General features: G+C 59.4%; 17 protein-coding genes. 5 read left to right on the top strand and 12 right to left on the bottom strand.

Annotated features, from left to right (window positions below; all coding sequences use genetic code 11):
* The 12 genes from JX613_RS07580 to JX613_RS07525 all read right to left on the bottom strand — a co-directional run bounded on the left by JX613_RS07580 (window position 1) and on the right by JX613_RS07525 (window position 8,694).
* Entirely contained in the window at window positions 1–669 is a 669-nt protein-coding gene (locus JX613_RS07580; protein ID WP_207100858.1) for a VirB8 family type IV secretion system protein, read from the bottom strand.
* A 7-nt stretch (window positions 670–676) separates the two neighbouring features.
* Window positions 677–1,483, bottom strand: a complete 807-nt coding sequence (locus tag JX613_RS07575) for a type IV secretion system protein (RefSeq protein WP_207100857.1) — start codon at window positions 1,481–1,483, stop codon at window positions 677–679.
* Between the two features lie 8 nt (window positions 1,484–1,491).
* A complete protein-coding gene (locus JX613_RS20160; RefSeq protein WP_207100856.1) occupies window positions 1,492–2,643 on the bottom strand; it encodes a lytic transglycosylase domain-containing protein in 1,152 nt (383 codons plus the stop codon).
* Window positions 2,640–2,783 (bottom strand): hypothetical protein, encoded by a 144-nt coding sequence (locus tag JX613_RS07565; RefSeq protein ID WP_207100855.1) that lies wholly within the window; start codon window positions 2,781–2,783, stop codon window positions 2,640–2,642. Before JX613_RS07565 ends, JX613_RS20160 begins: the two co-directional genes overlap by 4 nt.
* The gene (locus JX613_RS07560; protein ID WP_207100854.1) at window positions 2,780–5,290 is read right to left on the bottom strand and encodes a VirB4 family type IV secretion/conjugal transfer ATPase; all 2,511 of its coding nucleotides are present in this window, start codon (window positions 5,288–5,290) and stop codon (window positions 2,780–2,782) included. Before JX613_RS07560 ends, JX613_RS07565 begins: the two co-directional genes overlap by 4 nt.
* Window positions 5,208–5,489 (bottom strand): VirB3 family type IV secretion system protein, encoded by a 282-nt coding sequence (locus tag JX613_RS07555; RefSeq protein WP_207100853.1) that lies wholly within the window; start codon window positions 5,487–5,489, stop codon window positions 5,208–5,210. Before JX613_RS07555 ends, JX613_RS07560 begins: the two co-directional genes overlap by 83 nt.
* Window positions 5,490–5,496: 7 nt before the next feature.
* Entirely contained in the window at window positions 5,497–5,877 is a 381-nt protein-coding gene (locus JX613_RS07550) for a TrbC/VirB2 family protein (RefSeq protein ID WP_237168425.1), read from the bottom strand.
* A gap of 12 nt (window positions 5,878–5,889) precedes the next feature.
* Window positions 5,890–6,498 (bottom strand): lytic transglycosylase domain-containing protein, encoded by a 609-nt coding sequence (locus JX613_RS07545; RefSeq protein WP_207100852.1) that lies wholly within the window; start codon window positions 6,496–6,498, stop codon window positions 5,890–5,892.
* Between the two features lie 463 nt (window positions 6,499–6,961).
* Window positions 6,962–7,225 carry a hypothetical protein gene (locus tag JX613_RS07540; RefSeq protein WP_207100851.1) on the bottom strand — a complete coding sequence of 88 codons (264 nt, stop codon included), beginning with the start codon at window positions 7,223–7,225 and terminating at the stop codon, window positions 6,962–6,964.
* A gap of 58 nt (window positions 7,226–7,283) precedes the next feature.
* Window positions 7,284–7,637, bottom strand: a complete 354-nt coding sequence (locus JX613_RS07535; protein ID WP_207100850.1) for a hypothetical protein — start codon at window positions 7,635–7,637, stop codon at window positions 7,284–7,286.
* 213 nt (window positions 7,638–7,850) lie between these two features.
* Window positions 7,851–8,465, bottom strand: coding sequence for an acyl-homoserine-lactone synthase (locus JX613_RS07530; RefSeq protein ID WP_207100849.1), 615 nt, complete (start codon window positions 8,463–8,465; stop codon window positions 7,851–7,853).
* A gap of 10 nt (window positions 8,466–8,475) precedes the next feature.
* Complete coding sequence (locus tag JX613_RS07525) at window positions 8,476–8,694, bottom strand: hypothetical protein (RefSeq protein WP_207100848.1); 219 nt, start codon at window positions 8,692–8,694, stop codon at window positions 8,476–8,478.
* Window positions 8,695–8,823: 129 nt separating this feature from the next.
* On the opposite strand from JX613_RS07525, the gene JX613_RS07520 reads away from it, so the two are divergent.
* The 5 genes from JX613_RS07520 to JX613_RS07500 all read left to right on the top strand — a co-directional run bounded on the left by JX613_RS07520 (window position 8,824) and on the right by JX613_RS07500 (window position 12,762).
* A complete protein-coding gene (locus tag JX613_RS07520; RefSeq protein ID WP_207100847.1) occupies window positions 8,824–9,444 on the top strand; it encodes a helix-turn-helix transcriptional regulator in 621 nt (206 codons plus the stop codon).
* 170 nt (window positions 9,445–9,614) lie between these two features.
* Window positions 9,615–9,755, top strand: a complete 141-nt coding sequence (locus JX613_RS07515; RefSeq protein ID WP_207100846.1) for a hypothetical protein — start codon at window positions 9,615–9,617, stop codon at window positions 9,753–9,755.
* Between the two features lie 81 nt (window positions 9,756–9,836).
* On the top strand, window positions 9,837–10,406 hold the full coding sequence (locus JX613_RS19825) for a hypothetical protein (RefSeq protein WP_237168424.1): 570 nt from the start codon (window positions 9,837–9,839) through the stop codon (window positions 10,404–10,406).
* 317 nt (window positions 10,407–10,723) lie between these two features.
* Complete coding sequence (locus JX613_RS07505) at window positions 10,724–11,473, top strand: helix-turn-helix domain-containing protein (protein ID WP_207100845.1); 750 nt, start codon at window positions 10,724–10,726, stop codon at window positions 11,471–11,473.
* Between the two features lie 281 nt (window positions 11,474–11,754).
* Entirely contained in the window at window positions 11,755–12,762 is a 1,008-nt protein-coding gene (locus tag JX613_RS07500; RefSeq protein WP_207100844.1) for an IS30 family transposase, read from the top strand.
* Window positions 12,763–12,899 lie beyond the last annotated feature (137 nt).

The following is a 12,899-nucleotide window of genomic DNA, read 5'->3' as shown; positions in this document are numbered from 1 at the left end:
TCATTGGGTGTCTCCCTCATCCCGGAACCGTTCGGCGGCCACGCTGTAGTTGCTGACCGTGAAGCCGAAGGGGTTGGACCAGACCCCATCGAGGCTGCGCAGCGTCGAAGGGTCGTAATCATAGGCCAGCGTGACGACGAAGGTGCCCTCCGTCACGCCGTCCACTGTTGTCAGGCGCTTGGTGATGCGGGCCTGTGCGCGGTTGTTGCCAATGTCGGAGATCGAGGACACGGCCACGTCGATGCGGGCGTTTTCCCCGTAGATTTTGGGTGGAAACTCCGGGTTTTGTTCGTTCCACAGATCCTGAAGCGACTTCGCGGCCTGACCCGTGGAGCGGGCAAAGACGCCCTCGATGCGCAGGTCATTGTCGAGTTGGTTGTAGGTTTCGCGGTCGCGCACATAGGCATAAACCAGCGACTGCATGACCGCCTCGCGTTCCGCGAGGCTGATCGTGCCGACATTCGCCATCGGCAGCGCCACGCCCGTTGTCGGATCGAAGGGCACCAGGGCAGGGGGCGGCTTGTCGATGAAGAGGGCCACCATGGCCGCAGCCAGACAGCCGGCGACACCGAAGCCCGAGGTGATGAAGGCGATGCGTTTCCACATCGCGGCTTCCTCGCGTGCGCCGTAGATCAGTTCTTCCTCGAACACATCCTTGATGTTGCTCATGGCTGGATCACTCGTTCGAGAAGGTCATGTAGGCGCGTTCCTCGGCAATGGTCGCGGCCGAGAGGACACCCGCCTGGCCATTGTAGACGGCCTCGATGGATTGCAGTTCGAGCGACTTGGCGAGCTGCACCGAGAGTTCGGCCAGCATCCGCGTGTTGAGGTCGATCGACTCCTTTATGTCGCCGCTGTCTTGGGTCATGGCGACAAGCGTGTTGACCCGTTCCAGCGAGGACGAGGTTTCCGCATAGGTCTGTTCGGCGGACGCTGCGAGAACCGCGCCGCCCGAGGCTTGCGCCGCCACCCTTTGCGCGCCGGGCACGCCCGAGGACGCCATGCCTGTGACTTTCTCTTGGCTTAGCCCGCCTGTGGTCAGCGCGGTTTCCACCCCCTTGGTCAGCTTGTCGCCCTTAGCCGGTGTGAAGCCGCCCCAGTTGCCAGTCATGCCGCCCTGGATCGTGCCAAGCACATCGGTCATGTTGCCGCTCAAGAGGCCGTCGAGATCGCCGCCCATTGCCAGATCCACAATGTCGCGCGTGCCGTTGAATTGCCCGTAAATGTCTTGGAGTTGCGTAAGCTGCGCCTGCAACTGTTCGACCTGCTTCACGGCATTGGACAGAAGATCGGACTGCACCCCTGCATCGCGGAGCATGGCTTCAAGCTGCTTGATCGTCTGCAAGGTGTTCTGCCCGTCAATGGTCGGAACGCCCTGCGCCAAGGCGGCAGAGGGGAGGGCAGTTGCGGTCAGGCTGCTGATCGCAAGAACGGCCGCAAAAAGGCCAGCTTTCGGAAAGTCACTGATACGGTGGAAAAGCATCGTGAACCTCAATCGTTCGAGAATGTCATGTATTGGCGTTCTTCAGCGTGGGCCGCGGCTTGCTGCAAAGCCTCGGCGCTGACCGTCTTGGTGTTCGCCGCAAGCACCCGGACCCGAAGCGTCATGATCCGGGCCATTTCCGCGCGCGCGTAGCTGTTCAGCGCCCAGGCTTGCGTAGGGTTCTGGTTCTGCTCCATCTGGCTCAGGATCGCCTTGAGGCGATGCGCGATGGCGGCGATTTCCTGAGCCATGTTGCCGCCATAGGCGGAGGCCCCGGCGCCCATCATGGCGAGGTTGGCCCCTGCCGCATCGACCGGGGCAATGGTGCCAAGCGCGTCAACGCCGCCGATGGCTGCCAGATACTCGTTATACTTGGTAGGGATCACCTGGACGTAGTGCTGCGTTTCCTTGAAGGGCGGCACGCCGCCGTATTTCTGGACGTTGCCCGGACCCGCGTTGTAGGCGGCAAGCGCGATCACGATGTTGCCGTCGAACATCGACAGCATCCGGGCCAGATAGGTCGCCCCGCCATAAACCTGCGAATAGGGGTTGGTCCGGTAGTCGGCGTCCACCCCGAGGTCCTTGGCCGTGCCCGGCATGAGCTGCGTCAGGCCGTAGGCCCCTTTCGGAGACCCGGCATGGGGGTTGAAGCGGCTTTCCTGCCAGATCATCGCCTGGATCAAGGCCCGCCATTGGGCCTGCGACAGCCCCGCCTTGGACACACCGGCATGGCCGTAGGTGGCCTTCGACCCGGCGATGATGACTTCCTCCACCGTCAGCGCCGCATCCCCGAAGGTCTTGCCCGCAGCCGGATTGGTGTCGTCGGGATTGTAGAGACTGTCAGCCGACGCCTCCGGCTGGCCTGCCCCATCTTCCAGCGTCTGGATCATGTCGCCGGTCCCGTCCACCGGCAGGTTTCCCGCCTCGATCAGCTTGTCCAGTTCCGCGATAATGTCCGCGTCGATCTGCAACAGGACGTTTGACCGCGCCAGCCTGCCTTGCTGGCGGCCGAGGTCGCGTTCCTGTTCAGCCAGGATGGCGAGGTTCTGCCGCAGCAGGTTTGGGTCGATGATGGGAACGCCTTGCGCCGTGGCGGGGGCCGTGCTGGCGCACAGGCCCGCCACGGCAAGCGCCGCTGCCTGTGTGACCCGCCCGATCATTCTTCGGCCCACAGGTCCTGAATGGGCGTGAAGGTGCAGACCGGCTTGCCGTTCATGAAGCAGGACGAGCGGGCCGGTTGAGTGCTGGCGCAGGCCGAGACGGTGAAGGCCAGCACACAGATCAAGAGAACGGACTTCATGCGATTTCTTCCTTCTTCTGGTGGCGGGCGCGGTAGGCGTCAAAGGCCGCACGGCCGGTCTTGCTCCCGCCGAGGATTTTCAGGTGATCGCCCAAAGGGGAGAGGTTCACGTCCACGACCACCGAGGCAGAGGCATTGCGGATCAGCGCGAGGCGCGACCCCGTGGGTGCGCCGAGAACCATGCCCATTTCCCGGTCATTCAGGTGCAGCGCCGCATAGTTCTCAGTCGAGGCCGCGCGGTTCGGGATCAGCACCTGCGTCTGGACGCCCTGCAGGATGGCCGCGCCCGCGCGGCTCTTGTCGAGCTGCGAAGGAAACTGCGTGACCATGACGACCACGGCATTGAGCTTGCGCGCCGTGACCAGCCATTTTTCCAGCTTGTCGGCGAAGTATTCCGTGCCAAGCGCGTTCCAGGCTTCGTCAATGACGATGATCGTGGGGTGGCGGTCTTGCAGCTTCCGTTCGAGACGCTGGAAGATGTAGCCCAGGATCGCGGTGCGCTCCTTCTCGTTGTCGGAGTCGAGCACCGCCGTCATGTCAAAGCCCATGACATTCTGGTCGAGGGCGAAGTTGTCGGCCGCGTTGCCGCCGAACACCCACCCGTAGCGGCCTCCCGGTGCCCATTCCCGCACCCGCTGTTCCAGATCGCCGTTGTCGTCGAGGTGACGGAACAGCGACGGGAAGCCGTCGAAGTTGCGCAGATGGTCCGGGGCCGTCGCGGTCTGCACGACCGCATCATGAAGCTGCTGCGTCTGGACCGGCGACAGCGGACGCTCAGAGCGGTTGAGAAGGGCGGTCAGCCATTCGCTGAGCCACGCCTGACCGGCCATGTCAGTTTCCGCAAAAAGCGGATTGAGCCCCGTGGCCTGGTGCGGCGAGATTGTGGTGTAGCTGCCGCCCAAGGCCTCGATCTGGACCTCAAGCCCGCGCAGGTAGTCGAAGGCAAAGATCCTCGCACCCACCCGCTGCGCCTGCGTCATCAGAAACGAGATCAGGACCGATTTGCCGCCGCTGGACGGCCCGAAGATCACCGTATGACCGGCAGGCGGTTCCTTGTCCGCTTCCCCGGCAGGGTGGAAGGAGAACAGATAGCCGCTCTTTTCCGGGGTCGGGAACACCGAGAGGGGCGTGCCCCAGGGCAGAAGATCGCCCGTGAGGCCCGTAGGTGTGCGGTGCAGCGCCGCCATGCCTGCAAAGACATGGTTGCTGATAAGGCCGGTGCGCGCCCGATAGGTCGCGTTGCCCGGCCATTGCGCGAAATAGTGGCCCTGACCGGCAAAGGCTTCGGTGATGATCCTGGTGCCGGTTTCCTGCGCAATCTGGCGCACATCGGCCGCTGCACGCGCGAGGGTCTTTTCATCTGCGGCATAGATGGCAACCGTCATGTGATGGGAGCCAAGCATTTCCAGACCCGAAGCTACCTTGTTGCGGCCTTCGCGCAGCATCTGCTGATCGGTCTCCGCCGCATCGCCCGAGCCGCGCCGCTGTTCGAGGTTGCGGCGGATCAATTCGCTGGCCCGGTCATCGCTGATCGGCACGAAGGAATTGGTGATCACCATGTCGATCGGCAGGTTCAGTTCATCGAACATGCCGGGGAAGGTGCCGGTCGGATAATTCTTGATCGTGAACACATGGCCCACGCGGTTCGGCACCACCCCGCCCGTCACATGCACCCGCGTTCCCCGGAAGGTGGCGCGGTAGTTGCAGACGCTGCGGGCGAGGACGCCCAGGTCATTGCTTGGAAAGGCCGGAAGCTCAATGCCGGTGCCGATGCCTTCGAGAAAGCCGATGAGTTCGCCCGAGGCCCCTGTCAGGACACGCGCCTTGAGGTGCGCGAGGGTGGCGACAACCACGCCAACCGTTTCATCGAGGTCAGTCAGCCGTTCGGCCTTGTTGGCGATGAAGGCTTGCAGCGCGTCAGACTTGCGCTTGCGCGAGAAGATTTCCTTCAGCTTGTCGCCCGCTGAGAGACTGCCAAAAAGGCCAGCAGGGCGGTTGATGATGCTGATGGTCAGGGTCTTGTCGCGCAGCGTGCGGCCCGCCACGACCTGCCTCCAGGCCGCATCAACTTCCTGGGCGAACCCGCCAGTTTCGACCGGGGCGAGGGTCGCCTTGAAAGGGCGGCTGATCTTGTGGACATAGACCGCATAGCGTTCGCCCTGCTGCGCCAGCAGTTCGGCCACGGTTTCCTTCAACAAGGAAATGTCGCGGTCGCTGGCCGTCATCGAGTTCAGGCCATCGACGCGGATGCACTGGATCAGTTCGCCCCCGCGCGTCAGGATCGTCTTGTCGTCAGCCTGCAAGGACACGAAGGGCAGGAACGCCTCGAATTGCAGCTCGCTCTTCATGGCGCGGGGGAACACCGCCTTGCCATGCCGGGAATTGAACAGCCGCTTGAAGCCTGCCGTCATCGGCTTTTTGTCATTACGGCTCATAGGAGTCTCCGCCCCACACTTTGCGGTTCTTGGAGGGACCGAAGTTCTTGAGCGTCCTGGTGATGACGTCAAAGAAGTTCGGGTCCCATTTAGCCAGCCCATAAAGGGCTGGATAAAAGACGATGATGGATGCCAAGGCCCAAAAGCTTTCCGCCCACATGAACCCGAGCAGCACCGTCACAAGAAGGATGACGGCGGAGGTCAGAGGCAGGCCGAACAGCTTGGCCGGGCGAAGAAGTCCTCGATAGACCGTATCTTTTTCCACCGTCATTCCCCCGTCATGCGCCCCAGAGGGAGTTCACGATGGTCGCGGCGGAGCCCACGAACACGATGGCGACAAGCACATAGATCGCCGTGCGCATTTCGATGTAGCCCATGAACCAGCCGATAAAGACGCAGACCAAGGCCAGCGTGGCGATGGTCTTGCCCAGGGTGCCTGTCAGTGCCGTGACGATGCTGTTCAGGAAGGTCTGGATCGGGTTGAGGTTGATCGCCTGCGCTGCCGCCGGTTCGCTCCACGCGAGCGTGAAGGCGAGGGCAATCAGCATCACCAGCGAGACTTTCACCCAGGTATCCAGGACGCGCGGTGCGGCATGAACACCTTGGGCGCAGGCAATAGAAGATCGTGCCGGCCAAACGGCATGCATTGCAGAGGTCATGATGGAAGGCTCCTATTCTGCGGTTGCTAAAGTCAGCTTCTGAAACACGGACATGACCTTGCGGACGTGACCTTGTGTTTCAGGGTACGGGGGGATGCCCCCGTATTTCTCGACCGCGCCGGGACCAGCATTGTAGCCCGCAAGCGCAAGTTCCTTGGACCCGAACCGGCCGAGCAGCATCAGCATGTAGCGTGCCGAGCCATCGAGGTTCTGGTGCATGTCATTGGGATTGACGCCAAGCTTGGCCGCTGTGGCGGGCATGAGTTGGCCCAAGCCAATCGCCCCCACCGAACTGACGGCAGTTTGGCGATAGCCGCTTTCAATCTCGATGTTCGCCCGGAAGAAGGACAGCCATTCGGTGACGCTCATGCCCGCCGCGCGAAGCGAGGGATGACCGGCATAGCGCATCCCGACGTCATCAATCGCGGCCAGAACCTCCGGCCTTGGGATGACGCGCGGCGTGCGGACAGGCGCCAGGTGCATCACCTGTTCGGCCGGAAGGTCTACTTCAGGCACTTCGGACAGGAGCGGAACGCCCCCCGGCCCGAAGTGGCGGGCAAAGGAGAACGTCGATCTTTGCCTCTCAAAGCTGCCGGATGCGTGGTTCAGAACCAGAACCATTCCGTTTTCGGCCGATTGCGCCGCTGCTTCAGTCGAAGACCACACTGCCAATGAAGCGCATATCGCCAGACTTGCTTGTTTCAACACCGGACCCAACTCCAAATGGAATTATCCCGGCTGGAAACCCTACGTCCTTCATGAAACTGCACGCACCGTTGACAGTCTTGACCACACGCGGGGGCGTTACCCCGCGTCGAGGTCGGAACAGATTAAGGACGGCCCATTTCCCCGTTCGGGGGTTGAGGGCATAGAATTGCCAGCCTCCTTGGAAGTTGCCGCGCGTGGGGACCGCATCTTCGGTGCACAGGATCAGGAGCTTTCCGCTTCCGATCAGATACTCTCTAAAGCCCGCTTCGCTCGCGCCACTTTCCAAACGATACATTCTGGCCGCTCTGAATTGTCTGAGTCCTGTGAAACTCATGACACAGGCGGCTTACGGTTGCACGTTACTCTGCATCGGTGGTCAATACTCTGTTTCGACCATTGGATGCGCCTTTCGATACTGTTGCATGTATTGATCGACCTCGCTGTTGAGCTGCTGCTTGGTTGCATCGAGGCATTGGCTGTAAGCTTGGGCCTCGTTCATGAAACGAGCCAGTTCTTCGCCCATCGTGAGATCCAGGGCGTGCAGGCTTGCCTCATCAACAAGAGGCTGAGACGGGTAGATGCAGTGTCCCGGCACCTGCTGAACAGGCGCGGGCTGCGCATGGGTGGAAAGCGGCAGCAAACCGGCTACGACAAGGAAAGCCAGCTTTACTTTGCAAAGCGCTGTCTGGGGGCGCGTGCTAGGTCGAGCTTGGAGAGACCTCTTCCCTGATGACAGGCTGAAGGGCACGCATTCCTTGTTCCAGCGGGATACTGGGAACTTTGACATTAAGGTCATACAGGAAGGCAATGAGGCCGTTGACCGTCTTGAACATCCGCATCTGCATGTCCTTGCGGGCTGTAACAAGCGTTCGTTCATAGGTGCCGTCAGGCGAGATGATCCTGATGCCCCATGTCCCAAAGTAGTTCTGGTGTCTCTTCTCGGCTGAACCCGCGCAGAAAACCTGTAACTGCCATCCTGAAGCCACGAGCTTCCTGCAACCTTCTTCGCTGACCACATTCGGTGCTTCTTCATAGTTGATCGGGGTCGTCACCGCTAGCCAGCCTTTCACAAGTGGACAACCTCGCAGCGATGCTACAAAGTTGATACAAAATTGCATATCTGTTATCAAGAGGTATTCTTGATGTGCGCTGCTTTCTTATCTGCGGCGCAAATCTATACAGATAAGCCGAAAATGCCAAGGAACACGGTTCCTTGGCATGGCATCTGTTTTCGCTTCAAGATTGCTAGTTTGTTCTCTAGCCTGTCAGTTGCTAGCTGCGGCGGAGTGTGGTTCGCGAACTGAACAGGCAAAGGCGAGGAACTTTCCATCCTCGTTCTGAACCACATCGCCCAGTTTCTGCGGGGACCAGCCTAGCCGTTCTGCCATACGCAAGAACGCAGGCGGCCCAAGGAACAAACAGCCCTTCGCTCCAACCTGGAACAGGTAGTCATTGGCTGCCTCAAGGATCTTCTCGGCCACTCCCTTGATAGGAAGGGTCACAAGTCTGGTCAGCTCCCAATCATCCGGCGAAAGCGGGGGCGCATCGTTGCAAAGATCGACCGGCATACCGGGAAGTAGCCCCCTATAGGCATCTCGAATCATGTATTCATACATGCTGTTTCCGCAGGCCTGGCGCTTATCCGTAGGCTTGATCCTTGCTCCGCCCAGCACTTCGCCGTTCCTGTGGGCGACAACATAGGTCGTGTCGAAGGTGTCATATTGATCGAACTCAATGCCGTCAGTCTGACCAAGTGGCCAGGACATGCGATCAATGAAAACCGCCTTGCGCAGCCGCATGTAGGCATGGACCAGGTGAAACCGTGAAATCTGACCGGGCAGTGTCACAATCTCGACGGTGATGGGCCGTTCTTCTGACACAACAAGCTCCTTACTGCTTCGCAACGCCTGCCGGCAACCGGGCAAGGCCGATGAACTGAGGCGGGAGGCCACGGACGGGGTTTGGAACCCATAACCCGTGCTCCCTGACTTCAACCGTCAGGACACCTTCTTCATCGGCATAGGTTTCGAAATACTGAAGAATGGTCTCAACCATGTCCTTGCTGAACTCTGCGTCAGCTATCTTTTTGTTCTTCCAAGCCGAGACCATAGCTAGCTTCCGTGTTGTGGATGCCTTACTAAAACCACTCGAACTTGGTATGTCTCGCACAAAAGTGCAAAAGTAGCTTTTCGATATATCTGAAAAGCTACATAGGTCGCGTGAGACCATGAGGACCACATGCTGCACGACTTGATCCCACACTTCGACCAGGAAATTGATGCACTACACAACTTGGCGCCGGCAGGTTGGATTATGGGATTCAACCTGACCTATCAAGGCCCAGAGCACCTACACAACGCCTACCCTGACAAGTGGCGGGACATCTACCAGGAGCGGAACTATTTTTTCTCGGACCCGGTCGCCCGCTGGACGATTGAGCAGGAAGGGTGGATTCGCTGGTCAGACGTGAAGAAGTCCGCCTTGGACATGCCGTTCATGCACGCCGCCCAACAGTTTGGCCTGAACTACGGGGTTGCGATTTCCCGGAAGACTGACCTCAAGCGCTCGTTTCTAACTCTCTCGCACCCGACAAGAGAGTTTGCTGACGAGGAGATCATCAAGGTTGTCACCAAGTTTAACCATTGGACGGACCTTGTTCTGAACCGGGCCTCTCTGACGGCAGGGGAACTTGATGTTCTGGCAGGACTGAGGGATGGACTGGGGCAGCGGGCCATCGCAGAAAAGCTTGGCATCGCTGAAGCGACTGTGACGCAGCGCGCTCAAAAGGCGTGCTCTAAGCTTAGCGCAAAGACTCGAACCCAGGCTGTCGCCATTGCCGTGGCCCGTCACTTCATCTGACACAAAACGGCGAGCTTTTGCCTATTATGACTAAAGTAGCTGATGAGTATATCTCAAAAGCTACTTTCTAGAGTTTCCGCTTTTCGCTGGTTAACCAAGAGTTAACGGTGGCTGGACTAACTACAAGCAGGTCCTTGCCCATGTCCATGCCACGCCTCTATGCCGACCCTATGCAGAAGATCGACCTGCACGATGCAAGCGGATGGCTCTACCGCTGGAACAACGGCGAGATGCAGATGATGTGGATCGTTCCCCCTTCGCCGCAACGTCTGGCAGACCTCAAAAAAAGCCAACCATGGTTAGTCGACTAAGCAAGAGCATATGTGATATTGCAATATTGTTTCAAATGTGTACTTATCTGTTGGTTCTTGTAACAGCTACGGCGGCCGACGATGAGCACTCGAAATTTTTTCGCCAGTTTAGCGGTTTTAGGTCTAACTGCCGTCTCTCCAGCTAATCAGGCTGATGCCTATCCTATCGACTGCGCCATCCTGCTCTGTCTGGCAGGCGGTTTTCCGGCCTCGGCAGAGTGCAGCGCGGCGAAGGCGGAGCTTATCCGCCGCATCACGCCCTGGCCAGTTGAGCCGCCCTTGCAACTGTGGCGATGCCCCATGGGAAGTCACAATGTAAGCCTTCCGGGTGGAGGTAGCTCTGACACCGTGCCGCCTGAAGTCGCGCAATACCGTGATGCCATCGAACTGTGGCAGCTTTCCAAGCATGTGACGAGCGGTAGCGGAGGACGAGACGTCTATGTCAGCATGACCCGCTACGGATATGCACCATCTGGTGACTTTGTCCGGCTTCCCGCCCGATACAGCGAGATGCCTGCATGGCTTGATGACAAAATACGGCAGAGAACCGGCAGCACGTTCCTTGGCGAGTACGGCCGGGGCTTCCGAAGCATTGTCTTGCGCATGCAGGATTACACGGGTTCCTACTCAACCGAGTGGGTGTCCTACTGATGCCTTTGATGTCACGATCGTTACACAAAGAATTGCCGCTAAGCCCCTGCTGGCGTAGGCTGTTCGGCAAAATGCCCCAAAGGGGAGGGACGAGCAGAATCAGATAGACCACCAGCCCAAAAGGAAACCCCCCGCGCGGGGGTCCGCACGAGGGGGCTTGGGTTGATAACACAGGTTTGGCGACCTGAATTAGCAGCTAATGTTCACCTGCTATAGTTAGCTTCCCGCTCCCGGAAATCAAGAGCAAAAAGCGCATCTGTGCGAACGGATGAGGCTTGCCTGCGGACACCGCGCTTCTTGTGACAAAGGAGCAGCACTTGACGACTGTAGCAGCCGCAGCAGGCGGCGATTTTTTCCGATGCCTTGGCGTCTTGGCCCAGGCTTGCACCAGCCTGCGCGCTCAAAACCGGCCGCGCTTGCACCGTAACTCTCACCAGCTTGGCACCTGCGAAGCCACGTTCTGGCGCAGCACTACGCGGCAGGAGATACAGAAGATCCTCAAAGCCGCGCAGCGATACGAATTGCACGGCCGCAAGCCCGGCAGGCGCAATGGACCTCTGGGCAGCGTCGCCCTGGAAGTTCTGGCGCTGTTCGGCAATCTGGTCAGCTTCAAGACCGGCCGCCTGGACCCGTCCCTGGACTGGATCATGGACAAGTTGAAACGGTCGAGGGACGCCGTCGTTCGCGCCTTGAAGGCGCTGCGCGACCACGGCTTTCTGGACTGGCTGCGCCGGTTCGAGCCAACTCCGAATGACGGTCGCGGCCCCCAGGTCCGGCAGGTCAGCAACGCTTATCGTCTTTTCGCACCCAAGCATGCCCTGGCACTTCTTGGCCGCTGGTCCGGCCGTCCTTCACTGCCGGGTGACGATGCCGCAGCACGTGCCGACAGGAAGGCCATCGAAGCCGAGCATGTGGCCTCGCTCGATCTGGGGGCATTCGCCAGTTTCCAGTGCGGTGATTCACCACTCGGGAGGGCACTGGCTCAGATGGGAAAAGCCCTGGATCTACGCGAGTCTGTCAAGCGGACTGAATCCCAGTCTACCTCTTATTCTTATGTCCAGATGTAGAACGAAGGCGTGACACAGATGCACTCAAACTGATCCGTCAGCTTTGACGGCACCCAAGCATGGCTATGAACATTGCCTGTGGAAGCCGCACGGCACATCAGAACTGTTGCACAAGCTGAACCATCCCAATGAATATGGTGTTATCATAATTGGACAAATCATTGATAGTAAACGATTTATCTTCCATAATCTTCATTATCATCCTGTGAGATTACCGGCAGGCACATTCCATTCTGGAATGCATCACTCGATAGTTTCCTGAAGCTATTCAGGAGGATGTGATGAGGCGCCCTTTCACCAACCTGACGCTGGACGAACGCCGCGTGATTGCGCGTTTGTTGCAGGCCAAAGTGCCGAAGACGAAGATTGCGGCGATGCTCGACCGTGATCGCTCGACCATCACCCGCGAAGTCAAGCACAACTGGTGGCATGACAAGGATGTCCCGCAAGCTGATGGCTACTGGCATGTGACGGCTCAGTCCCAGGCCGACCGCAGGCGTTCCCGCCGGCGCAAGCTCGAGCGTCTTCCGGACTTACGCGCCGAAGTGATCCGTTGCCTTCAGGAAGGCTGGTCTCCGGAACAGATTGCAGGCCGGCTCAGGATCGAACCTGGGGCTCCGCACCGGCTCTGCCATGAGACGATCTACCAATATGTCTATTCTGCCGAAGGACAGTCAGCGCAACTGGCCCGCCTCTTGCCCGAGCGGCGCCGAAAGCGGAAGCCACGCTATGCCCGCACGCCACGCAACCGGGTTTTTCCTGTGGAAACAAGCATCCATAACCGGCCACCCGAGCTCAACGATCGCAGCCAGTTTGGCAATTGGGAAGGCGACTTGATGATCTTCGAGCGGGCTCAGGGCGACGCCAATGTGGCGACGCTGGTCGAACGGAAGACCCGCTACACCGTTCTGCTGCGCAACAACGATCGGAAGTCCAAGCCCCTCATGAACCGCCTGATCCATGAGATGTCACCCCTGCCCGCCGAGGCGCGGCGCTCGATCACCTTTGACCGCGGCCTGGAGTTCGTGGCCTGGCGTGAGTTGGAAACCGGCATGGGCACAAGAGCATGGTTCTGCGACCCGCAAGCGCCTTGGCAAAAAGGCTCAGTCGAGAACATGAACCGGCGACTACGCCGTTACCTGCCCCGGGACACTGCTGTGTTGCAGCTGACACCTCGTTCGATGAGAATGATGTGTCAGCGCCTGAACGCCACGCCCCGGAAGTGCCTGGGCTACCGAACACCCACAGAAGCGTTTCGAGATGAACTGATACGATTGGAGGCACCATGACGAACCCTGCCCCGCAGGACTGGTGCATTCAGAATGGAGCCTGCAGCAACGTATTCCTCCGGTGAAGGCCGCCTGACGGGTTTAGCGCTTGAGTGATAGCTCCGACCTTATGCGCGACCTTAAATTCGAACCCCCGA

This window comes from Paracoccus shandongensis, assembly GCF_017315735.1.
In the GTDB taxonomy this organism is placed as follows: Bacteria; Pseudomonadota; Alphaproteobacteria; order Rhodobacterales; family Rhodobacteraceae; genus Paracoccus; species Paracoccus shandongensis.
The sequence above is the reverse complement of the archived record's forward strand: the minus strand, read 5'-3'. Positions and strand labels throughout refer to the sequence as shown.